The organism is Lachnoanaerobaculum sp. OBRC5-5, from assembly GCF_000296385.1.
In the GTDB taxonomy this organism is placed as follows: Bacteria; Bacillota; Clostridia; order Lachnospirales; family Lachnospiraceae; genus Lachnoanaerobaculum.
In genome coordinates this window covers 262,657-283,815 of the sequence record NZ_JH815185.1, presented here as the reverse complement: position 1 = coordinate 283,815, position 21,159 = coordinate 262,657, and the positions used below count along the sequence as shown (strand labels likewise).

At 36.4% G+C, this 21,159-nt stretch carries 27 protein-coding genes; 2 read left to right on the top strand and 25 right to left on the bottom strand.

Features of this window, described 5'->3' with window-relative positions:
- Window positions 1-8: 8 nt before the first annotated feature.
- The 25 genes from HMPREF1135_RS01310 to HMPREF1135_RS01190 all read right to left on the bottom strand — a co-directional run bounded on the left by HMPREF1135_RS01310 (window position 9) and on the right by HMPREF1135_RS01190 (window position 20,322).
- Window positions 9-230, bottom strand: a complete 222-nt coding sequence (locus HMPREF1135_RS01310) for a hypothetical protein (RefSeq protein WP_007591142.1) — start codon at window positions 228-230, stop codon at window positions 9-11.
- 98 nt (window positions 231-328) lie between these two features.
- The gene (locus HMPREF1135_RS01305) at window positions 329-583 is read right to left on the bottom strand and encodes a hypothetical protein (RefSeq protein ID WP_242824831.1); all 255 of its coding nucleotides are present in this window, start codon (window positions 581-583) and stop codon (window positions 329-331) included.
- 47 nt (window positions 584-630) lie between these two features.
- A complete protein-coding gene (locus HMPREF1135_RS01300) occupies window positions 631-1,617 on the bottom strand; it encodes an ORF6N domain-containing protein (protein WP_007591141.1) in 987 nt (328 codons plus the stop codon).
- 46 nt (window positions 1,618-1,663) lie between these two features.
- On the bottom strand, window positions 1,664-1,984 hold the full coding sequence (locus HMPREF1135_RS01295; RefSeq protein WP_007591138.1) for a hypothetical protein: 321 nt from the start codon (window positions 1,982-1,984) through the stop codon (window positions 1,664-1,666).
- Window positions 1,985-2,031: 47 nt separating this feature from the next.
- Window positions 2,032-2,412 carry a hypothetical protein gene (locus HMPREF1135_RS01290; RefSeq protein ID WP_007591136.1) on the bottom strand — a complete coding sequence of 127 codons (381 nt, stop codon included), beginning with the start codon at window positions 2,410-2,412 and terminating at the stop codon, window positions 2,032-2,034.
- 273 nt (window positions 2,413-2,685) lie between these two features.
- Window positions 2,686-3,528: an AraC family transcriptional regulator gene (locus tag HMPREF1135_RS01285; protein WP_007591134.1), complete on the bottom strand. Its 843-nt coding sequence runs from the start codon at window positions 3,526-3,528 to the stop codon at window positions 2,686-2,688.
- A gap of 137 nt (window positions 3,529-3,665) precedes the next feature.
- Window positions 3,666-3,992, bottom strand: coding sequence for an inorganic pyrophosphatase (locus HMPREF1135_RS01280; protein WP_034243276.1), 327 nt, complete (start codon window positions 3,990-3,992; stop codon window positions 3,666-3,668).
- 33 nt (window positions 3,993-4,025) lie between these two features.
- Window positions 4,026-4,448, bottom strand: coding sequence for an Imm12 family immunity protein (locus HMPREF1135_RS01275; protein ID WP_007591130.1), 423 nt, complete (start codon window positions 4,446-4,448; stop codon window positions 4,026-4,028).
- A gap of 99 nt (window positions 4,449-4,547) precedes the next feature.
- A complete protein-coding gene (gene ispD, locus HMPREF1135_RS01270) occupies window positions 4,548-5,240 on the bottom strand; it encodes a 2-C-methyl-D-erythritol 4-phosphate cytidylyltransferase (protein ID WP_007591128.1) in 693 nt (230 codons plus the stop codon).
- Between the two features lie 35 nt (window positions 5,241-5,275).
- Window positions 5,276-6,292, bottom strand: a complete 1,017-nt coding sequence (tsaD, locus tag HMPREF1135_RS01265) for a tRNA (adenosine(37)-N6)-threonylcarbamoyltransferase complex transferase subunit TsaD (RefSeq protein WP_007591125.1) — start codon at window positions 6,290-6,292, stop codon at window positions 5,276-5,278.
- Window positions 6,279-7,190 (bottom strand): ribonuclease Z, encoded by a 912-nt coding sequence (locus HMPREF1135_RS01260; RefSeq protein WP_007591119.1) that lies wholly within the window; start codon window positions 7,188-7,190, stop codon window positions 6,279-6,281. The genes tsaD and HMPREF1135_RS01260 overlap by 14 nt, the downstream gene beginning before the upstream one ends.
- Window positions 7,184-7,624 (bottom strand): ribosomal protein S18-alanine N-acetyltransferase, encoded by a 441-nt coding sequence (gene rimI / locus HMPREF1135_RS01255; protein WP_034242850.1) that lies wholly within the window; start codon window positions 7,622-7,624, stop codon window positions 7,184-7,186. Before rimI ends, HMPREF1135_RS01260 begins: the two co-directional genes overlap by 7 nt.
- Window positions 7,614-8,324, bottom strand: a complete 711-nt coding sequence (tsaB, locus tag HMPREF1135_RS01250) for a tRNA (adenosine(37)-N6)-threonylcarbamoyltransferase complex dimerization subunit type 1 TsaB (RefSeq protein WP_007591114.1) — start codon at window positions 8,322-8,324, stop codon at window positions 7,614-7,616. Before tsaB ends, rimI begins: the two co-directional genes overlap by 11 nt.
- On the bottom strand, window positions 8,302-8,763 hold the full coding sequence (tsaE, locus tag HMPREF1135_RS01245) for a tRNA (adenosine(37)-N6)-threonylcarbamoyltransferase complex ATPase subunit type 1 TsaE (protein WP_007591113.1): 462 nt from the start codon (window positions 8,761-8,763) through the stop codon (window positions 8,302-8,304). The genes tsaB and tsaE overlap by 23 nt, the downstream gene beginning before the upstream one ends.
- A gap of 2 nt (window positions 8,764-8,765) precedes the next feature.
- A complete protein-coding gene (locus HMPREF1135_RS01240; RefSeq protein WP_007591110.1) occupies window positions 8,766-9,254 on the bottom strand; it encodes a YcxB family protein in 489 nt (162 codons plus the stop codon).
- A gap of 1 nt (window position 9,255) precedes the next feature.
- Window positions 9,256-11,415: a Tex family protein gene (locus HMPREF1135_RS01235; RefSeq protein ID WP_304411942.1), complete on the bottom strand. Its 2,160-nt coding sequence runs from the start codon at window positions 11,413-11,415 to the stop codon at window positions 9,256-9,258.
- Between the two features lie 18 nt (window positions 11,416-11,433).
- Window positions 11,434-11,787 carry a hypothetical protein gene (locus tag HMPREF1135_RS01230; protein WP_007591106.1) on the bottom strand — a complete coding sequence of 118 codons (354 nt, stop codon included), beginning with the start codon at window positions 11,785-11,787 and terminating at the stop codon, window positions 11,434-11,436.
- Between the two features lie 13 nt (window positions 11,788-11,800).
- Window positions 11,801-12,142, bottom strand: a complete 342-nt coding sequence (locus HMPREF1135_RS01225; RefSeq protein ID WP_007591105.1) for a DUF2752 domain-containing protein — start codon at window positions 12,140-12,142, stop codon at window positions 11,801-11,803.
- A 50-nt stretch (window positions 12,143-12,192) separates the two neighbouring features.
- Entirely contained in the window at window positions 12,193-13,410 is a 1,218-nt protein-coding gene (locus tag HMPREF1135_RS01220; RefSeq protein ID WP_007591103.1) for a homoserine dehydrogenase, read from the bottom strand.
- A 3-nt stretch (window positions 13,411-13,413) separates the two neighbouring features.
- Window positions 13,414-13,857, bottom strand: a complete 444-nt coding sequence (locus HMPREF1135_RS01215; RefSeq protein WP_007591092.1) for an ACT domain-containing protein — start codon at window positions 13,855-13,857, stop codon at window positions 13,414-13,416.
- 125 nt (window positions 13,858-13,982) lie between these two features.
- Window positions 13,983-15,698: a phospho-sugar mutase gene (locus HMPREF1135_RS01210; protein ID WP_007591090.1), complete on the bottom strand. Its 1,716-nt coding sequence runs from the start codon at window positions 15,696-15,698 to the stop codon at window positions 13,983-13,985.
- A 71-nt stretch (window positions 15,699-15,769) separates the two neighbouring features.
- A complete protein-coding gene (locus HMPREF1135_RS01205; protein ID WP_007591088.1) occupies window positions 15,770-16,618 on the bottom strand; it encodes a DNA-3-methyladenine glycosylase family protein in 849 nt (282 codons plus the stop codon).
- A complete protein-coding gene (locus HMPREF1135_RS01200; RefSeq protein WP_007591087.1) occupies window positions 16,611-17,504 on the bottom strand; it encodes an RluA family pseudouridine synthase in 894 nt (297 codons plus the stop codon). The genes HMPREF1135_RS01205 and HMPREF1135_RS01200 overlap by 8 nt, the downstream gene beginning before the upstream one ends.
- The gene (locus HMPREF1135_RS01195) at window positions 17,504-17,776 is read right to left on the bottom strand and encodes a metal-sensing transcriptional repressor (protein ID WP_007591085.1); all 273 of its coding nucleotides are present in this window, start codon (window positions 17,774-17,776) and stop codon (window positions 17,504-17,506) included. Before HMPREF1135_RS01195 ends, HMPREF1135_RS01200 begins: the two co-directional genes overlap by 1 nt.
- The gene (locus HMPREF1135_RS01190) at window positions 17,776-20,322 is read right to left on the bottom strand and encodes a heavy metal translocating P-type ATPase (protein WP_007591083.1); all 2,547 of its coding nucleotides are present in this window, start codon (window positions 20,320-20,322) and stop codon (window positions 17,776-17,778) included. The genes HMPREF1135_RS01195 and HMPREF1135_RS01190 overlap by 1 nt, the downstream gene beginning before the upstream one ends.
- Window positions 20,323-20,589: 267 nt before the next feature.
- Here HMPREF1135_RS01190 and HMPREF1135_RS01185 point away from each other — a divergent pair, with 267 nt between their 5' ends.
- Entirely contained in the window at window positions 20,590-20,889 is a 300-nt protein-coding gene (locus tag HMPREF1135_RS01185; protein ID WP_255347314.1) for an HU family DNA-binding protein, read from the top strand.
- Window positions 20,889-21,128, top strand: coding sequence for an RNA-binding S4 domain-containing protein (locus tag HMPREF1135_RS01180; protein ID WP_007591079.1), 240 nt, complete (start codon window positions 20,889-20,891; stop codon window positions 21,126-21,128). Before HMPREF1135_RS01185 ends, HMPREF1135_RS01180 begins: the two co-directional genes overlap by 1 nt.
- Window positions 21,129-21,159: the final 31 nt, after the last annotated feature.

Sequence of the window (21,159 nt, the reverse complement as noted above, 5' to 3'; positions counted from 1 at the left end):
ATTTCAAATCACAACTCTTTTGTATAATAGTATCTCTCCCCTGTATAAGGATATTTTTTCAATGTAAACACCTCTTTATAACCATGTTTTTCATAAAATTTCGGTGCTTGAAAATTAAAATTAAGAGGTTCACTTTTAGACTGTTCTCTATTGGCTCTGTTATAAGCTCTAATTAGATTTGCCAGTTCATGTGTTCTTTCCGATTCTGTATTTTCCAATTTCAATTCCATACTGTATAAGTCCTTCACTATTTTGTACTTCAATTTTTTAAATTCTAATTACCGAATTTAGCGAACATGGATTTATCTCTCCATACGAACAAGAAACTCTATAGTGTCTTCTTCATATTTCTTTTTATTTGTAGTGTCAAAACCATGTTTCTTATAAATACTATTGCTTTTATATTTTTTTCTAATACCCATAAAAAATCAACATCTTTTTCTGCTATTCCATATTCTAATAAATCAGCCCCAATAGATTTTCCTTGAAGAGTAGGTTCAACAAATAATCTCCTCACTTCCCGTTTTTCGATTTGAATAAACCCTTTTACAACACCATAATCATAAACCCAAATGCTATCCAATTTACTTTTTTAATAAACTTCCGAAAAGGTGTCCTGTTATATACATACTAAATTTCCAAATCTTTATTGTTTAACATTCCAACAAACATTGTATGATACAAATCCTTTGCTGATTCTTCTATCTTGGTAATACTTGAGATTTTATTTCCTGCATCCTTCGATGATGCTCCACAAAGATAAAATGCTTCATTTTCCGTTCCATAGTCTATTGAAATATACCTATCATGATACTTTTTACCTGCAATCTTTATTTTTAAGTTAATGTTAGGGTAATCTCTTATAAAATCATTTAAAATACTTTTTGTAAGCATATCTTTATTTCTAACATTATCGCTAAATATGATGACTTCCACATTATCTTTTGCAGTTCTTAGCAGCTCTAATGTTTTTAAGCCTATGTAGTTATCTATCACAAAAATACTTTTCTTTGCAGACTTATATATTTTTGTATAGGCAACATCCGCTTCAATCTTATCTCCATTCATCAAAAGGAAATGCTTATAGGTGTCCGGGTCTATGAAATTTTCCATCACTTTTTTCAAATCTTCTTTAGTAGCCATTTGAGATTTTATTTCTGCAATATCCTTTGTATTTTGGTTTGTCTGTACCGCAATTTGCAACAATTCTTTTGAACCAATAAAGTCTTGATTCTCAATAATAAAGTCTTTCATCTGCTTAAACATTCTTATTAAAGCCTTGCTTTGCTTAACAGCAAGTTCTCCTCTTAATACAGTCATAAGCATATAAATACCCTGCTCTGTAAAAGCATAAGGTGGTTTTCTACGACCGCCCCAACTTGATGTCGATTTTTTCGATATCAAGTTTTCAAACTCCGACTTCGTCAACTGAAACATAAAATCATCATCAAATTTCTCAGCATTGTTTTTTACTTGTTCGTTAAATCTTGTCGTTGTATACCCATAAATTTCAGCAAGTTCAAAATCAAGCATAACTTTTTGATTTCTTATATAGTAAATCTTGTTTTTTATTGTAGTTTCGTCTATTACCACTATTTCTTTATTTTCTTCTATCATAAAATGAACCTCACTAAATTTATACTGACCGGTAAACAGGGATTTCTTAATTACTCATTTTTTTAATTAAGCTTCCCAAAAGATTTCCTGTTGTTGCAATTATACCGTATATCAATACATAAACAGCTGCACTTTCATTATAAAATAAAAATATAGTCGGAACAAAGAGTATCATAATTAGCAATAAAAACATCAAGTTAAAAGAATGCCTAATCCCATAAATTAGAGAAGTAAAAAAACAAATAATCGGAATTAAAATTAGTAAGAAGAATATACCGGTTCCTGTATCATTAATTAAAACAGGTAACACATAAAAAGCTAGAATTATCACTATTAAGTAAAGAGACATTTCTCTTATTTTTTTCATTTTCTTTACCTCCGTAAATTCACATACTTTATTTCTACAAACCCGAATTATCCCTTAATAGATAATTTCATAGAATTCATAGGGATTACTTCCAGAACAAAATGTTCATCACTAATTCCGGTATTTGGATGTGAATCTGCAATCTTTATGTTAAAATCTCCAACATAATATGAATTATCATTTGAAAAAGTACCAAAAACAATATACTGTACTCCGATATAATCAAGCATCCCACTTTCATCCGGTTCAAGGCTAATAACCTCAAGGGGTTTTTCGATATCGACACCATATTTATCCAGCCATAATGCCAATTCCGAAAATTCTTTTCTTGACTTAGCATAGTAAAGCTTACAGTAATCACAGTCACATAGCAATCCTGAGGATAATGAATTGTAGTACTCTCTCGTTTTAACTATATCTATCTTCATCCTTTAGTTCCTCTCCCGGAATATTTCCCGATAATATTTCTAATATAGATTTTACTGTACTTTTCATATTCAGTCCATATTTTAGTCCCGGCCTGTAGAAAAACTTTTCTGTATCTGCTCCACTACTATGATACTCGCAGATTCTTCAAGCTTTACTACAACTTTTCCAACAAAATTACTGAATACAGAAAAAGCACATATCTGAAAGATTTTATAATCTTAAAGTTATGTGCTTAGCTTTTACGCTATTCGATTATTTAGACATACCGTTTTTTAGGCTTTAGTTATAGGAATCCAAAGTTCCATTTTATAGTCTTTACTATCCATATCACCTTCGTAATAATATTCAAAGTCAGGTTTACCTGAATGTACATAGCCATGCTCAGGGAAAAATACTTCCATCGCATATTTCCATCCGTTATGAATACAATCCGGAACACTTCCTATTAACTCTACAACAGCATACTCTGCTTCTTCCACTTCCAAAACATCTAAACCCATGCTTATGGCTTTGTCTACATCATTAACAATATAGCCTGCCATGTAGTTTATTTTGCTTGGATTTTCTACATCATGACAAACGCCCATACTTTGACCGCTTCCCAAACTTGCAAGTTCATCATAGCTATATTTTTTATATAGCTTATTCCATACACTCGGACATAATGATGAATTGATGCTTTGTTCATTTACACCTGCAACTGTAAATGCTTGTTTCTTTTGAATTGTAATGTTCATGCTTCTTCCTCCTCTTACACTTAGTGCTAATTGCACTCGTGATACTAATTTGAACGGTTTCCCATTTCTTACCTCAGAGGGAGTAAATCCATGAAAATTCTTAAATGCTGTTCCAAATGAATCTGATGACTCATATCCAAATTTGAAAGCAACATCAATAATTTTTTCATCCGTATTTCTTAATATAACGGCTGCTTCCGTCAATCTTCTGCTTCTTAAATATTCTGAGAGCGTTGTTTCGGTCAGAATAGAAAACAAGCGACTGAACATTGAATAAGAGTATCCTGATAACCGGGTTACTTTCTTTTCGTCAATTTCATCATCGAGAACTGTTTCAAGATAATCAATCGTATTGTTAAACGACTTGATAATATTCATTTCAAATCCCCCTTTTTTTCGGTTTATTTTAGTATAGAGGAAGATTTCTTTTCCTACCCTACAACATCCGTACAAGTTTTATAGGTTTTATCTCATGGAAACTTATAGTATGCCACGTTCAACAAATTCAGATTTGATCATAACATTTCAATATGAGACTTGAAATATTTCTCTTGAAATCTAACAGCTTCTTCAATTTCTTCTACTGTAAACTTTATTCCTATTGGAGCAATAACCCATTTTTCTTCTACATCATCGTCCCTTTTGATAACAGCAATTAATTCTCCTTCATATTCATCTACTGCTTTATCAACCCCAAGTATATATACGTCTTGTTCTTCCCCATCAGGAGCGATTATTCCTTCAATATAACCATAATTGATTTGATAAATATGTTCAGGATAATCAGGATGAGCACTCCCAAGCTTACGATCAACTTTAACTTTTACAATTTTGCCAATCATATCTTCCTTCACCAAATTCAAACCTAACATCATCTACAAATTCCCAAACACCCTTTTAATCCCATCTTCATAACACCTGCTATCAAAATTCGACTTATACTTCATCGTTTTCGTCTTAATGATATCCGAAAGCTCTAAAAGATAGTCCTTATACATTTTAAGAAACTTACTTACACTTTCTATCTTTTTTGAGTTCCACTCATCAGGGCTAAAATGAACATATACCATAAACTTCTCCGCCTTAGAATAATATCTTGCCTGATAAATTCCTGATTCAAGATAATACTTTGATATATTTCCGCTAAGACAAACGCAAATATCCATCTTCTGCAATGCCTCTATCTCAACGCTATCAAAAGTTTTTTTCATTTCTTTTCTTACCATTCTTGCGGCAGATAGTATATTATCCAATATATCATCCGTTCCGCCGACAATAATATTCATATTAACTTTCATATTTCCCTCAAATTTCGGCTGTGAAGTTAAAAAAATCCCCCGACACTTGATATAATACCCAAAAAGCCGATGCAACCACAGGCTGCATCGGCTTTTCCATCAGCAATTCCCTGCGTCCAAAAACGCCTTAGCTATCACTATATCCTCAGGTGTGGTTACCTTTATATTTTTATAATCACCCTCTATCAGTCTTACCTTGGTATCGGTAAATTTCTCAACCACCATCGCATCATCTGTGATGCCGAGAGTCTTATAGTTGGTTTTATACAGCCTTTCAAATGCAGACTTTATTAAAACTATATCAAAACACTGTGGGGTCTGGATAATGCAAAGTGTATTTCTGTCAATTGTCTCACCGCCAAATTCTCCCTCTCGCACTCTTATAGTATCTTTCGGAGTTACTGCAGGGACAACCGCCCTATATTTAACAGTCTCTTCTATACATCTGTTTATAAGCTCCACACTTATCATTGCTCTGGCAGAGTCATGTATCAGACAGATATCGCCTATGGCTTCTTTTAAACCGTTGTATACGGAATCATATCTTTCATCACCGCCGGCTACAATACTTGTTACTTTAGAAAATCCATATCTTTTTATGACATCTTCTCCTACAAAATCAATATCATCTTTTGAAGTGACTACAATTATATTATCCGTATTACTTTCACTGAAGGCTTTTAAAGAATAGTATAATAAAGGCTTATCAAAAAGCTCTACAAACTGTTTCTTTTTCTTGGAACTAAATCTCTTGCCGCTGCCTGCGGCAAGTATTATCGCCGTACTTCTCATAATCATATTCCAATATCAATAAATACTTTTTAAAATCACAGTTCCAGATTCGGCACTGCATTAAGAGTCAAATCTTTAAAGTTTTCATTTAAATACTCAAAGTATGCGGCTACACCTATCATTGCTGCATTATCTGTACAAAATATCGGTGAAGGGAAGTGAAGCTTCAATCCTTCTTCACTGCATTTTTCTTCCATCAAGCTTCTAAGTGCGGTATTTGAAGCCACACCGCCTGCCATAGCTACATTCTTTATATTGTAATCCTTTGCAACTTCAACGGTATGCTCCACCAAAACCTCTACAACAGCTCTTTGAAATGAAGCTACAAGGTCATTTACATTTATCTTTTCACCGGTCATATTTGCCTTGTTTTGATAATTTAAAACGGCAGACTTTACACCTGAAAAGCTGAAATCATATTTGGAATCATTTACTCTTGCCTTTGGAAACTCTATCGCATGAGGATTTCCGAGTTTTGCCGCCTTATCAATCTTTGGACCTCCCGGATATCCAAGTCCCACGCTTCTTGCCACCTTGTCAAATGCCTCACCTGCCGCATCATCTCTGGTGGTCGCAACTATCTCAAAATCATTGTAATCTTTTACAATCGCTATTTCAGTATGACCGCCTGAAACGATAAGACATACAAAAGGAGGTTTAAGCTCCTCATGCTCTATAAGATTTGCAAGCACATGCCCCTTTATATGATGTACACCTATAAGAGGCTTGTTAAGGCCGTAGGCAAGTGCCTTTGCTTCGCCTACTCCTACAAGCAATGCTCCTACAAGTCCCGGTCCGTATGTAACCGCTATTGCGTCTATATCATCAAAGGTGACATTTGCCTCTTTCAGTGCATCTTTTATTACAAAATTTATATTTTCTATATGCTTTCTGGAGGCAATCTCAGGAACTACACCTCCGTATATTGTATGCAAGTCTATCTGTGATGAGATAACATTTGAAAGCACCTTTCTTCCGTCTTCCACAACTGCTGCCGCAGTCTCATCACATGAACTTTCTATTGCAAGTATTTTTACATTACTCTTCTTCATAACCAAGCTCTACACTCCATCCATCTCTTGCGGTTTCTATAACCGGACAGATTTTTTTCAGCTTATCGATATACTCATCCGGTTTATTCATTGACGGTGAATAATGTGTCAGCCACATTCTCTTAGGATTAGCAACTTTTCCGAGATTTGCCGCCTCCATCATAGTCATATGCTTATGTTCTTTGGCATTTTCTTCCTTTTCATCTTCACCATACATACCCTCACATATAAAGAGATCACAATCTGTGGCATAATCTGCAATAATCGGAACAGGTCTTGTATCTGTACAATAATTCACCTTAATACCTCTTCTTGCCTCTCCCATTACCATATCGGGAGTATATGTGCTATCTCCGTCAGTGATAGTTTCACCATGCTGCAATTTATTCCAGTATTTTAACGGTATATCAAGCTCCTTTGCTCTGGCAGCATCAAACTTGCCCTTTCTTTCAATAGAAATTCTGTAGCCGTAACATGTTACTCTATGACTTACCTTATACGCTTCTATCTTATAAGGTGCAAAATCTATCACTTCCTCATTTTCTCTAAGTTCATGGAACTGAATCTCAAAAGGAAGCTCCGGTGCTATAACTCTCATAGCATTTACAACTCTTTCAAGTCCCTTAGGACCTATGATAAGGAGTGGGGTGGTCTTTTCACAATTTCCTATTGTAAGCAAAAGTCCCGGTAAACCGCTTATATGATCCGCATGAAAATGTGTAAAACAAATCACATCTATAGGTTTCGGACTCCATCCCTTCTCTTTTATGGCAACCTGAGTACCCTCGCCGCAATCTATCAAAAGATTTACTCCCTCACATCTGGCCATCATTGAAGTCAGCCATCTGTAAGGTAGCGGCATCATACCCCCGGTACCTAATAAACAAATATCTAACATTTTATATATCCTTCCATTAACAGAGCATCATCTGTAGGATTTGAGTAATATTCTTTTCTGATACCTATCTTTTTAAAGCCATAATGCTCATACAGACTTATGGCGTCTTTATTTTGGCATCTGACCTCAAGAAAAACTTTTTTTACTTTCATATCTCTAAGATTTGAAATCATAAAGTTCATTAACTTATGTCCACAGCCCACTCCTCTGTACTGTTTATCGGTAGCTATTCTAAACAGCTCCGCTTCATCTTCATTTACTCTGAAAATAATATATGCCAAGACTCTATAGTCTTCTTCAATAACGATGCAATAATCGAATTTAGATTCTATAGAGTCTTTTATATTATTTTCGCTCCAGGCATCACTGAAAATATCACTTTCTAAGCTTCTTATTACTTCCACATCAGAAAGAAGCATGGGTCTAATCCACATTTCTCTCCCTTTCAGCCTGACTTTTTCTAAGATATTCCGGTCTCATATCATCGGAAACCATAGTTTTTCCTTCTTTAAACATCTCCATACCAAGCATTGCAATATTTGATGCCCTCTGTCTGTTCAAATTTGCCGGTGCAAAATCATGTGCAATTTCAAAGTTCTCATCAATATACTCCCTGAAAACCGGAACTCCGTCACCCAGGAAAACTATTCTTTCTATTTTTTCTTCTCTATCTGTTTCTCTTAGTATATCAAGTAATTCATCTATGGAAATAGCCATTGATTCTCTTATAACTTCCAATTTAGCTGCATTTTTATATATACCTGTATATACCTGATTTCTTCTGGCATCCATTATAGGTACAATCAGAGCATTACTTGAGTATATATTTAATGCCATAGCATCAAGTGTAGGCACATGAATAAGTGGCAAATCAAGTGCCAGCCCAAGTCCCTTAGCACTCGCAGCACCTATTCTAAGTCCGGTAAACGATCCCGGACCTCCTGAAATTGCAATAGCTGAAAGCTCTTTTAGATCAACACCGGTCATTTTTACTATTTCATCCAACATAGGCAATAATGTCTCTGAATGAGTCTTTTTAAAGTTTGTAGTATATTCCGCTATTGTCACATTTTCATCTATTATTGCAACTGAAGCCACTAATGCAGCACTTTCAATTCCCAAAATCTTCATCATCTATGCCTTCCACTGCTATTTTTCTGTAATCAAATCCCTTTTCAAGATCCTTTGATATAACAACCCTTATAATATTTGCCGGCAATGCTTCTTTTATAAGCTTTGACCACTCTATAAGAACTGTAGCATCATCATATATAAATTCATCAAATCCTATTTCATCAAGCTCGGAGATATCGGAAATCCTGTATACATCAAAATGATGCAGTCTCTTATCACCCTCATAGCTTTTCACTATATTAAAGGTAGGACTTACAATATCTCTTTTTATTCCAAGCCCTGCACCGAATCCCTTTGCGAAAACGGTTTTACCGACTCCAAGATCCCCGTCAAGGCATACCACCGCAGAACCGGCTCTTGCCTTCAGATTATTTGCAATCCTAAAGGCAATATCAAATGTTTCCTTATCGGAAAAACTCTCAAATACCCTTGTATTCATAACTATAACAAACTTACCCTTGTCTTTTCTTTTAAAACAGCAACTATTTTTTCTTTGTTTTCCTTTGTATATCTGTCAGGTAATAAATAGCCTCTGACAGCATCCACATATATTATTATAATCCCCGGCACTATCCTTGAACGAAATCCGCTCTCCCATTTAAAATCAATACTCTCTCCCTTTGATGAAACAACAATTCCCTCATCATTCATCTCAAGTGAAAGCCCTACTCTTATAGCCTCGCTTCTTGCCTGTTTAGCAGATTTTAAGTAAAGCATTGCCGGCTGTATTATCAAAAACATATTTGCCAATAAAACAAACATAATTTTTCTTGGAGTATCAATTTTATTCCAAGAAGTAATCATATAATAATACATTACTACTGTAAAAAGCACATTAAATATCAGTAGGAAACCTCTGTTGCTGTGATACATGGAAAAAAGCCATATATCCTTTGCATTAAGCTGCATATCTATTTTTATCTTATTCATATCAATCCAATACCATAGACAGTGCTATTCTCTTCTTTTTAAGATCTACGCTGTCTACCCTTACTTCAACAATATCTCCCACACTCACTGCTTCAAGAGGATGCTTTATAAACTTCTTGCTAAGCTTTGATATATGTACAAGTCCGTCCTGATGTACTCCGATATCCACAAAGGCACCGAAGTCAATAACATTTCTGACTGTTCCCTTTAATATCATGCCCTCTTTTAAATCTTCCATCTCCATAACATCAGTGCGTAGTATAGGCTTTTGCATCTCATCTCTTGGGTCTCTTCCCGGTTTTTCAAGCTCTTTTACTATGTCCTTTAAAGTTATCTCACCTATGCCGATTTCATCGGATACCTTTTTAAAATCAGTAATTTTCTTTGAAATACCGTTAAGTCCGGCAACCGTGATATCCTTTGAACTGTAGCCTATACTCTCTAAAAGCTTCTTTGTAGCTTCATAGCTTTCAGGATGTACACTTGTCATATCAAGCGGCTCTTTACCGTCATTTATTCGAAGGAAACCTGCACATTGCTCAAATGCCTTAGGTCCAAGCTTGGAAACCTTTAAAAGCTCTTTTCTGGTCTTAAAGCTACCGTTTTCCTCCCTGTATACAACTATATTTTTGGCAACAGCCTTTGAAATACCTGAGATATACTCTAAAAGAGGTGCTGAAGCCGTATTAAGATCCACACCTACCTTATTTACACAGTCCTCTACAACTCCTGAAAGTGCTTCTGAGAGTTTTTTCTGATTCATATCATGCTGATACTGACCGACACCAATGGACTTAGGATCTATTTTTACAAGCTCTGCCAGCGGATCTTCAAGTCTTCTGGCAATAGAAGCTGCAGATCTTTGACCTACATCAAAGTTTGGGAACTCCTCTGTCGCCAGCTTACTTGCGGAATATACACTGGCTCCGGCCTCGTTTACAATAATATACTCAAGCTTTGTATCAACCTCTTTTATAAGCTCCACAATAACAGCCTCGGATTCTCTGGAAGCTGTACCGTTTCCAAGTGAAATAAGACTTATATTATATTTCTTTATCAGCTCTTTTAATATCTTCTTTGACTCTGCCACCTTATTTTGCGGTGCTGTAGGATATATAACCTTGGTATCAAGCACCTTTCCGGTTTCATCAACTACTGCAAGCTTACATCCCGTTCTGAAAGCCGGATCCCAACCAAGTACCACTCTTCCTGCTACAGGAGGCTGCATCAAAAGCTGTGTAAGATTCTTTCCGAACACCTTGATTGCCTCATCCTCTGCCTTTTCTGTAAGACTTGATCTGATATCTCTTTCTATTGAAGGCGCAATAAGTCTCTTATATGCATCATCAATAGTATCTTTTAATATCTGCTCTGTATGTTCATTATGCTTTTTTATAATGCATTTTTCCAGATATCTGATAATCTCCTCAACCGGAGGGTCAAGCTTTACTGTAAGTATCTTTTCTTCCTCTCCTCTGTTGATTGCAAGTATCTTATATCCTGCTGTTTTTGAAACACTCTCTGCAAAATTGTAATAATTTTCATATACAGATTCTACAGTTTCATCCTTTGCCACAGAAGTCAGTATACCCTGCTTAAATGAGAGATCTCTTATCTTATTTCTAAAAGCCGCATCATCAGAGATTTTCTCTGCAATAATATCCATAGCACCTGCTATAGCATCTTCATGTGTTTCAACCTCAAGGCCTTCTTTATCTGAAAGGTATTTCTTTGCTTCCTCAAGTGCAGGCTGCTTCAGCTTTTCCTCGTAAATATCTGTGGCAAAATTCTCAAGGCCCTTTTCAATAGCAATCATTGCTCTTGTACGTCTCTTCGGTCTGAAAGGTCTGTAAAGATCGTCAACCGCCACTAAGGTAAGTGCAGACTCTATTTCTTTTTTAAGTTCATCTGTAAGCTTTCCCTGCTCCTCAATTGCCGATAATACCTGCTCCTTCTTCTCCTCAAGATTTCTGAGGTACTTTAATCTCTCATCAAATTGTCTGAGTATTTCATCATTTAAAGAGCCTGTCACTTCTTTTCTATATCTTGAAATAAAAGGAATCGTATTGCCTCCATCTATAAGCTTTATGGTGGCCTCAACCTGTGTGGTCTTTATACCAAGTTCTTCTGCGAGTATTTTTACTATATCAGTCAAAGTCATCTCCTCCATTATCTACAATCACTGTGCTATATAAGTTTGAATATAATCCTGTAATATTTTGATTTGCTCAGGCTTAAACATACTCATAATATTTGGATCTTTTAATTGTGTGATAACAAAAAGTATCATTAAGTATATAATTAAGCCTATCAATATACCGAATATTCCTGTAATAATACCTGCAACCGCTCTTCCCCTTATCCCACCTTTGGCTGAAATAATTCCGAATGCAACAGCAAATATTCCCATAGGAATACCCAGTGGAACTCCTGATGTCGGCAAAGCACACATATTCAAAACTATCGAAACTGTTCCGAATAGCAGAGCTCTGTTTTCCCATCTTCTTTTTGCAATACTTACGGTATCTTTCATCTATAATCCTCGTCTATTTTAATAAATCAATTCCTCTAAAAATTAAAAACCAGTCTTTTATAATCCAGTTTAAAATCATTATGGCAATTCCTATATATAACATCGGCAATACAATCTTGTCCTTATTTAAATGCTTGCCACTAATCTTATACTTTACTACAAAAGCGAAAAAAATAAAAGTTGCAATAACAGTATAAAGTACTGTGGGGTTATAAATAAAGCTTTTCCATATATTTCCCCTTACCAAAAATCTCACTGCCCTAGTTCCTCCACAGCCCGGACAATATAGACCTGTAAATTCATGAAATGCACATGGAGGTACAAAACTTAATAAAAATTCTAATATCTTTCTCATTTTCTTCCCAAATATAATTTTGGCACCACCAATGGTAGTGCCAATAAAAATTAAACTATCTTTGTTCTTATATATTTTATCACACCGCTCAGATTATTCAAAGCACTAAGGAAATCTTTTTCCTTAAGTACTCCTGTTATCAAAGCGAATTCGTCCTTGCCGTCAAGGTATACTTCTCTTGAATCCTTGAATTCGGACTTGCATTTTTCTATAAACTCACTGTCTCTACCCATAAATCTTACAAAATATCTATGGCTTGTCTCCTGCATATCTACAACTTCCTGCTTGTTCTCACCCCAGCCGAAAGGTACATTTCCATGCTTATTCTTTGCAATTGCAACAATGTCTGCAACTACTGCACTTGCAGTAGGAAGCTTTCCTGCACCGCTACCGTAGAGCATGCTCTTTCCAAGCATATTTCCCTCTACCATAATTCCGTTAAATACATCATTTACCATAAAGAGCGGATGATTATTTTCAACCATTACAGGTGCTACGAATGCAAAAAGCTTACCATTTTCAAACTTTGCATCACCGAAAAGCTTTATAGATGTATTAAGATGCTTTGCATACTCAAAATCTGTTGTATCTATCTTTGTGATACCCTCTGTATGAATATTTTCAAAGTTTACTTCCTTGCCTGTTGCAAGAGATGAAAGTATTGCAATCTTTCTGCAAGTATCATGTCCTTCCACATCAGCCTCAGGATTTCTCTCCGCATATCCGAGATCCTGTGCTGTAGCAAGTGCCTTTTCAAAGCTCTCACCCTCTGCATCCATCTTTGTAAGTATATAGTTTGTAGTACCGTTTAAGATACCTGTAATCTCCTTAAAATGCTCACCTGCATAACTCTCTGTTAAAGTTCTGATAATAGGAATACCGCCGCCTACACTTGCTTCAAAGAAGAAGTTTACATTTTTTTCTCTTGCAATCTTTAAAAGCTCCGTACCGTGTGCCGCCACCAAAGCCTTGTTTGATGTGGTAACATGCTTACCTGACAAAAGCGCATCCCTTACAAACTCAAAAGCCGGTGATGTTCCTCCCATTGTCTCTACTACTACATCTATATCCTTATCTTCTATGATTTCTTTAATATCATGTACCAACAAGTTTTCCCACTCTGTTCCCGGGAACTCACGCAGATCAAGGATTTTTTTCACAGCTATATCCTCACCTGTCTTCTCCTTTAAAAGTGCATTATTTTGCTTTATAACTTCATATACGCCTGAACCTACTGTTCCAAATCCCAATATCGCAATATTAAACATAATTTACTCCCTAGCCAATATTTTTATATCAAAGATGCCGTCCAAATTTCCGATTTCATCTACCATCTTAGATAAGTCTCCTGTATCATTTAAAACCTCTATAGATAAAGAAATAGTCGCCACACCGCTTACGGGTATGGTCTGATGTATTGTCAGGATATTGGCATGATACTTTGCAACCACTGCCAACAACTCCGATAAAAGTCCCATTTCATCCGATATCTGAATAGAGAGGGTGATATTCCTTCCCTTTGAAGAATCATCAAATGGAAAGATATCATCTTTATATTTGTAAAATGAGCTTCTGCTTATACCGCATTTATCTGTGGCCTCCTTTACAGTCATCATCTTGTCCGCAGTCAAAAGCCTCTTTGCCTCAACCACCTTAATGAGTACCTCAGGTATTGCTTTATCTTTTACCACATAATATTTGATATTCTGTTCCATGTTCGCCCCTAAAATACATTTGTACGTCTACCGCACAATGATAGCACAGTAGATTTTAAATTGCAAGTAAAAATGTTTTATATTAATGCATTAAAAAAGAGGCCGTTTACACAGCCTCTAAAAATTTAAGCTAAACTCTTCTTTATTTCATTTGCTATTTTGCTCTCAAGTTCTCTTGCACTTGCTTCATTCTCACTGCTTATAGCAAGATAAAGCTTTAACTTAGGCTCGGTTCCTGAAGGTCTGAGTACTGCAGATGAGTTGCCCTCAAGCATATACTTGATAACATTTGACTTCGGTAAGTCTATTGCCTTTTTCTCACCTGTAGCAAGATTTGTCTGAGTGGAAGTCTCATAATCTCTTACTTCCAAAACCTTTACACCTGCAATTTCCTTTGGAGTATTGTTTCTGAAAGTATCCATTATTGCATCCATCTTCTTCATTCCGCTCTCGCCTTCAAACTCAAATGAATAAAGTGTATTCAGATAATATCCGTACTTCTCATATAATCCGTTAAGTACATCAAGTAATGACTTGTTCTCAGCCTTATAGTATGCAAACATCTGTGCAATCAAATATGCTCCGTTTACAGCATCCTTATCCCTTACATAGCTTCCTGAAAGATATCCGTAGCTCTCCTCAAATCCAAGGAGGTATCTGTCCACTTCACCGTCTTTTTCAAGATTTGCAATCTGATCTCCGATATATTTAAATCCTGTAAGCACATCTCTTGTCTCGATACCGTAGTTGTCTGCAACTCTGTTTACAAGATCTGTAGTAACTATTGTTTTAACAACTACAGGCTTCTTAGGCATAATTCCCATTGCAACTTTTCTCTTTGCAATAAAGTCTGTAAGTAAAACTCCTACTTCATTTCCTGAGAAGAGTCTGAAATCATCTCCCTGCTTTACTGCAATACCTACTCTGTCACAGTCGGGGTCTGTAGCAATAAGAATATCCGCTCCAACTTCTTTAGCAACATTCAAACCTACTTCAAGAGCTTCTCTTATCTCAGGATTTGGATATGGGCAGGTTGGGAAATCTCCGTTTGGAGTAGCCTGCTCCTTTACTATCTCAATATTTGTAAATCCGTTTTTCTTAAGACAGGTTGTAACACATCTTAAACCTGTTCCGTAAAGAGGTGTATAAGCAATTTTTACATTCTTATCAACATCATCACCTATAAAAGTCTGTGTTGAAACCGCATCCATAAAGGCATTAAAGGTATCTTCACTTATATACTCGATAATACCCGACTTAAGGCCTTCCTCAAAATCAACCAGCCCATAGTTTGAGAATGTCTCCACACTGTTTATCTCATCAAGTATTCTGTCTGCCGCCTCATTGGCTATCTGACATCCGTCAGCACCGTATACTTTATATCCGTTGTATTTTGCAGGGTTGTGGCTGGCTGTCACCATTATACCGCCGTCACATCCGAGCTCTCTTACCGCAAAAGAAAGTGCAGGTGTAGGCATAAGCTCTTTCCAGATATATACCTTTATTCCCGCTCCTGCAAATATACTTGCCGCTCTTTTTGCAAATACATCTGAATTGTTTCTGCTGTCATATGATATGGCAAGCTTAGGAGCCTTTGATATGGAATTTATATAATTTGCCAAACCTCTGCTGGCCTTTCCAACAGTATAAATATTCATTCTGTTGCTTCCAACTCCAAGCACGCCTCTAAGACCGCCTGTACCGAATGCCAATTCCTTATAAAATCTGTCATTGATAGCCTCTTCATCATTTGCAATGGATGCCATCTCTTTTACAAGAGCCTCATCAGCCAAGTCGGCATTTTTCCAGGTCTCATAAGCCTTTTTTGTAAGTTCGTTCATAATGCTCCTTTCATAGGAAATGTGTCCCTTTTCACCATTTTGATATGGTAATATAATATCAAATTTCTATGCTAATTACTACTATGTTTCACACTTTCTCTGCCATAATAGAAAATATATTGTTGAATAACACCTGCATAGCCTTCATAAAGCTCCAGTGGGAATTCTCCGTCATAGTGCTCATCAATCATTCTCTTTATCCAGACATCTATAGGAAAGGCTGCAATTCTGTGATAACCGAATAATGCCACACAGTTTGCCACCTTTATACCGACACCCTTAAGACTCATTAAAGCGGCTAAAAGTTCCGTATCATTTAGCTTTGCAAGTGCCTCAATTTCTATATCTTTTCTGAATACCGCCTTTGCAGTAGCCTCTATATATGGGCTTCTGTATCCGAGTGAGCAGGCATTTAACTCATCAATACTTGCATTTGCTAAAGCCTCCGGTGTGGGGAAACTATAAAATTCTGTATTCGGATCGATATTTTTAATAAAATCCGGAACTTGCATATCTATTTTTTTCCCGTACACCTTTGAAAGTTTTTCAACCGATGATTTAATAGCCGGTATACTCTTTCTTTGTGAAATAATAAATGATATAAGCATTTCCCATTTATCCTGATTTAATATACGAATTCCATATGAATATTCGGCTGCATTTATTAAAAACAGATCGCTCTTTGGAATATTCTTCTCATACTCTTTATAATCAAGTCTAAGGTCAAAATAATCCAACCAAAAATCATTAAACTCCTCTTCACTGCAAGAGAGTATATATCCGTCTCCGTCCTCTTTTATAAAGAGTAGCCTTTCACCTGCCACAAGGCTGAATTCATCCTCATAAATATTAAATCTGAATATCTGTCCGCTGTCTGCAATCTTTCTCATATCAAGATGTGGGTATTCTATTCTAAACATAATTCTTTCCTATCTTTTCTTTAAAATCTGCCGGTAAATCACACTCAAGATACATTCTCTCACCTGTTATAGGATGTGTGAACTCAAGGCTCTTTGAATGCAAGAGCGGTCTTACAAAGCTTTTACCGTAATCATTATCATTATACAAATAATCTCCTACAAGCGGTGCACCTATATGGCTCATATGTACACGTATCTGATGTGTTCTGCCTGTTTCAAGTCTAAGCTCTATTAAAGAGTATTTTTCAAATCTTTTCAAGACCTTAAAATGTGTCACAGCCCTTTGACCGTCAGAGCTTACTTTTCTCTTTATCAAGGTATCATCTTCTCTGGCTATCGGCAAGTCAATTGTATCTGCATCCGGCAGTCTGCCGTCATCTTTTACTATAGCATTATACACCCTTTTTATCTGCCTGTTTTGCATAGCTATATTTAAAATACCTGCACTTAAGAAATGCTTTGCCACTATTGTAAGCCCCGTAGTGTCCTTATCAAGTCTGTTAATGCATCTGAAAACAAAGTTTTTGCCATTATAATAGTGTATCAGAGCGTTTGCAAGTGAGTTCTCATAATTATTAAGGCTTGGATGAATCGGCATATCACCGGCCTTATTTATAACTATTATATCATCATCCTCATATTTTATATCAAGCTTGATGTCCACAGGTACTATATTTTCACTTTTTCTATTTTCACATACACGCACAAGAAGCCGGTCATTTACCGCCGGCTTCTGATTCATATAAGCCCAAACTCCGTTGAGCATTATACCGTTTTCATATTTTTTAAGATCTATAATATTTGAGGCCGAATATCCCTTTGCTTTTAAATAGTCTTGAATATCCTTATACTCCCCGTCTATTATATAAAGAATTTCTCTTTCCATTATTTCATCATCTTCTTTATCATATTTGACAGCTCAAATATCTTCTCTTTTCTCTCTTCCTCACTTCCTGTAGCTGCCGCATCCAAAATGCAACCCTCTATATGTGATTCCAAGATAATACGGTTTGTCCTTTCAAGAAGAGCTCTGGTGGCAAGAACCTGATTTGATATATCAATACAATATCTGTCTTCTTCCACCATCTTTATTATGCCCTCAAGCTGTCCTTTGGCAGTCTTTAACTGCCTTAAAACAGTCTTAGAATCGGCTCTCATTATACTACCTCATAGCCTGCATCTGTAATAGCTTTTTTCACCTTCTCCAAGTCTGTATCGGCACTATGCTCTATTGTAACATTTTTTGCGTCCAAATTCACCAGTGAATTGCTCACACCTTCTACACCTCTTGTCACCTTCTCCACAGTTGCCTTGCAGTGCTCACACATCATTCCGTTTACATTAATTACTGTTGTCATATTTTTATCCTCTTTTCTTTTATTTTCAATTAGCTCTATCTCATCATTTTCTATATTGTTTTTCTTTATTTCCTTCGACTTGAAGCCTCTTAGTCTGAGTGCGTTACTTACCACGCATACACTGCTCATTCCCATTGCGGCCGCTCCGAACATAGGACTGAGCTTCCATCCCATGCTTAAATAAAATACTCCTGCAGCCAAAGGTATTCCGATTGAATTATAAAAGAATGCCCAGAAAAGATTCTGCTTTATATTTCTGATTACCGCCTTACTTAAATCAATTGCCGTAGCCACATCCTTTAATGAGCTGTGCATCAGTACTATATCCGCACTCTCTATAGCGATATCCGTACCTGCACCTATTGCAATACCTACATCCGCTCTTGCAAGTGCAGGCGAATCATTGATTCCGTCACCGACCATTGCCACCTTATGTCCTGCTTTAATAAGCTCTCTGATATGTTCTTCCTTATCGGTAGGTAAAACTTCGGCAATAACCTTTTTAATGCCTGCTTCCTTTGCAATAGCCATTGCAGTGTTTTTATGATCACCTGTAAGCAATATGACATCAATATTTCTGTTTTTAAGAGCCTGTATAGCTTCCTTACTGTCTTTTTTTATTGTATCCGCAACTGCAATAATTCCAAGCAGTTTGCCGTCTTTCATAAAGTACATCGGTGTCTTACCCTGAGCGGCAAGCTCATTTCCCTTTTTAAATACTTCTGTAAAGTTTTCACTGTTTCCATACTGCTCTTTTATGGCCTGCTCATTTCCGGCAATAATTTTTGAACCGCCTACACTTGCAACAATACCTCTTCCTGATATCGCCTGAAACTCTGTAGGTGAAACAATCTCTAAATTCTTTTCCTTAGCCTTTTCTACAATAGCCTCAGCTAAAGGATGCTCCGAAGCGCTCTCAACTCCTGCAGCCAGTTTTAAAAATTCATTCTCGTCTATATCAAATGCCAAAATATCTGTAACTACAGGCTTACCCTCTGTTACGGTACCTGTCTTATCAAGTACCACAGTATCAATACTGTGAGTGGTCTCCAGTGCATCGGCAGATTTAATAAGTATTCCGTTTTCGGCGCCCTTTCCTGTGCCGACCATTATGGCTACAGGTGTTGCAAGTCCAAGTGAACATGGACAGGATATAACAAGTACCGCTATAGCACAATTTAGAGCAAATGAAAAATCATATCCCAGTGCCAACCATACTATGAATGTTATGAGTGAAATTCCCATAACAACCGGTACAAATACTCCTGCGACCTTATCAGCCATCTTGGCAATAGGCGCTTTTGATGATGAAGCCTCTTCCACCAAAGCAATTATCCTTGAAATAGCGGTATCCTCACCTACCTCTGTGGCTTTTATTCTTACACTACCGTTTTTATTTATAGTTGCGGCTATAAGCTTATCGCCTTTCTCCTTTTGCACAGGTATACTCTCACCTGTAATGGCACTCTCATCCACACTCGTACTGCCCTCAATTATCATTCCGTCTACCGGAATGCTCTCACCGGGTCTGACTATTACAATATCTCCCACTACAACATCTTCTGTAAGTATGTTCTCCTCTACACCGTCACGAAGTACATTTGCCCTCTTCGGTGATAAATCTATAAGCTTTGATATTGCATCTGTTGTTCTTGCTTTTGAACCTGTTTCAAAAAATTTTCCTAAAGTAATAAGAGTCAATATCATGGACACAGATTCAAAATAAAGATTCATTCTGTATTCCGTCACTGTATGCATATCTGCATTATTAAGTGCATAACCCATTACATAGATTGCAATTACTCCATATGTAAATGCGGCAACTGTACCTACCGCAATAAGTGTATCCATATTCGGTGAAAGATGGAAAAGAGATTTAAATCCGCTTATATAATACTTTCTGTTTACATACATTACAGGCAGTACCAGTAAAAGCTGTGTCAGGGCAAAGCCTACCGGATTACCCTCACCTGATAAGAATTTCGGAAGCGGTAAACCTATCATGCTTCCCATACTGAAATACATCAAAATAACCAAAAATACTATAGATACCTTCAACCTGAACTTCATAGAAGTTATTGCATCATCATTGGTCTTTTTTAAACTTTTCTCTTCTTTTTTTTGTTTGCTGTCTGTAGCCAAAGATGCTCCATATCCGGCATCGGCTATATTTTTTATTATATCATTTGAACTCAGCTTATCTTCCTTATATTCCACCTGCATGGAATTAGTCAAAAGATTTACAGATACATTCTCCACACCGTCAAGCTTGCCTACCACTCTCTCCACTTTGGCGGAGCAGGCGGCACAACTCATTCCGGTAATATTATATTTTTCTTTTACCATATTTCTCCTTTCTAAAACACCCCCACGGGGTATTAGTATAATACACCCTTTAACTATACTTTGTCAACTAAAAATATACTTTTTCTTAAATAAAATGACTTTATAGAGAAAAAACCCTTACAAAATGGCTTTTTTGCCTTATTCTTCTTGACAAATCAGCCTAAACAGACTATATAAATTATGTTATGAGTGGTATCATATCTCATAATGATTCTATATTGCCGACTGAATCCGGCAGTAATATTTTAGTATAATGTTTAGAACATTATTTTTAGGAGGAAGAAAATGAATAGAACAGAGTTAATCGATGCTATTGCTAAGAAGATGGATAATTCCGTTACAAAGAAGGATCTTGAGGCTACACTTAAGTCTTTTGTAGAAGTTGTTACAGAAGAGCTTGCTAAGAAGGAAAAGATCCAGCTTGTTGGCTTCGGTACATTTGAAACATCTGTAAGACCTGCAAGAGAAGGAAGAAACCCAAGAACAGGCGAGACAATGAAGATTGCTGAGAGCGTAGTTCCAAAGTTCAAGCCGGGTAAGGCACTAAAGGATGCTGTTAATAAATAATGCGTATTGACAAGTTTTTAAAGGTTTCACGAGTAATCAAAAGACGCACAATAGCCAATGAAGCATGTGATGCCGGAAGAGTTCTTATCAATGATAAGGTTGTAAAAGCATCTGCTGAAGTAAAAGTAGGGGATATTGTAGAAGTATTATTCGGTGGCAAGTCTGTAAAATTTGAGGTACTTTCCCTAAAGGAAACCACCAAAAAAGATGAGGCACAGGAATTATTTAAATATCTTTAGTAAATAGCCGGTTTAACCGGTACAGACAATG

Bases quoted from the DNA above. Each gene is read 5' to 3' on its own strand.
- HMPREF1135_RS01310 (WP_007591142.1), bottom strand. From the start codon at position 230: ATGGAATTGAAATTGGAAAATACAGAATCGGAAAGAACACATGAACTG.
- HMPREF1135_RS01300 (WP_007591141.1), bottom strand. From the start codon at position 1,617: ATGATAGAAGAAAATAAAGAAATAGTGGTAATAGACGAAACTACAATA.
- HMPREF1135_RS01295 (WP_007591138.1), bottom strand. From the start codon at position 1,984: ATGAAAAAAATAAGAGAAATGTCTCTTTACTTAATAGTGATAATTCTA.
- HMPREF1135_RS01290 (WP_007591136.1), bottom strand. From the start codon at position 2,412: ATGAAGATAGATATAGTTAAAACGAGAGAGTACTACAATTCATTATCC.
- HMPREF1135_RS01285 (WP_007591134.1), bottom strand. From the start codon at position 3,528: ATGAATATTATCAAGTCGTTTAACAATACGATTGATTATCTTGAAACA.
- HMPREF1135_RS01280 (WP_034243276.1), bottom strand. From the start codon at position 3,992: ATGATTGGCAAAATTGTAAAAGTTAAAGTTGATCGTAAGCTTGGGAGT.
- HMPREF1135_RS01275 (WP_007591130.1), bottom strand. From the start codon at position 4,448: ATGAAAGTTAATATGAATATTATTGTCGGCGGAACGGATGATATATTG.
- ispD (WP_007591128.1), bottom strand. From the start codon at position 5,240: ATGAGAAGTACGGCGATAATACTTGCCGCAGGCAGCGGCAAGAGATTT.
- tsaD (WP_007591125.1), bottom strand. From the start codon at position 6,292: ATGAAGAAGAGTAATGTAAAAATACTTGCAATAGAAAGTTCATGTGAT.
- HMPREF1135_RS01260 (WP_007591119.1), bottom strand. From the start codon at position 7,190: ATGTTAGATATTTGTTTATTAGGTACCGGGGGTATGATGCCGCTACCT.
- rimI (WP_034242850.1), bottom strand. From the start codon at position 7,624: ATGTGGATTAGACCCATGCTTCTTTCTGATGTGGAAGTAATAAGAAGC.
- tsaB (WP_007591114.1), bottom strand. From the start codon at position 8,324: ATGATGAAGATTTTGGGAATTGAAAGTGCTGCATTAGTGGCTTCAGTT.
- tsaE (WP_007591113.1), bottom strand. From the start codon at position 8,763: ATGAATACAAGGGTATTTGAGAGTTTTTCCGATAAGGAAACATTTGAT.
- HMPREF1135_RS01240 (WP_007591110.1), bottom strand. From the start codon at position 9,254: ATGAATAAGATAAAAATAGATATGCAGCTTAATGCAAAGGATATATGG.
- HMPREF1135_RS01235 (WP_304411942.1), bottom strand. From the start codon at position 11,415: ATGACTTTGACTGATATAGTAAAAATACTCGCAGAAGAACTTGGTATA.
- HMPREF1135_RS01230 (WP_007591106.1), bottom strand. From the start codon at position 11,787: ATGAAAGATACCGTAAGTATTGCAAAAAGAAGATGGGAAAACAGAGCT.
- HMPREF1135_RS01225 (WP_007591105.1), bottom strand. From the start codon at position 12,142: ATGAGAAAGATATTAGAATTTTTATTAAGTTTTGTACCTCCATGTGCA.
- HMPREF1135_RS01220 (WP_007591103.1), bottom strand. From the start codon at position 13,410: ATGTTTAATATTGCGATATTGGGATTTGGAACAGTAGGTTCAGGCGTA.
- HMPREF1135_RS01215 (WP_007591092.1), bottom strand. From the start codon at position 13,857: ATGGAACAGAATATCAAATATTATGTGGTAAAAGATAAAGCAATACCT.
- HMPREF1135_RS01210 (WP_007591090.1), bottom strand. From the start codon at position 15,698: ATGAACGAACTTACAAAAAAGGCTTATGAGACCTGGAAAAATGCCGAC.
- HMPREF1135_RS01205 (WP_007591088.1), bottom strand. From the start codon at position 16,618: ATGTTTAGAATAGAATACCCACATCTTGATATGAGAAAGATTGCAGAC.
- HMPREF1135_RS01200 (WP_007591087.1), bottom strand. From the start codon at position 17,504: ATGGAAAGAGAAATTCTTTATATAATAGACGGGGAGTATAAGGATATT.
- HMPREF1135_RS01195 (WP_007591085.1), bottom strand. From the start codon at position 17,776: ATGAGAGCCGATTCTAAGACTGTTTTAAGGCAGTTAAAGACTGCCAAA.
- HMPREF1135_RS01190 (WP_007591083.1), bottom strand. From the start codon at position 20,322: ATGGTAAAAGAAAAATATAATATTACCGGAATGAGTTGTGCCGCCTGC.
- HMPREF1135_RS01180 (WP_007591079.1), top strand. From the start codon at position 20,889: ATGCGTATTGACAAGTTTTTAAAGGTTTCACGAGTAATCAAAAGACGC.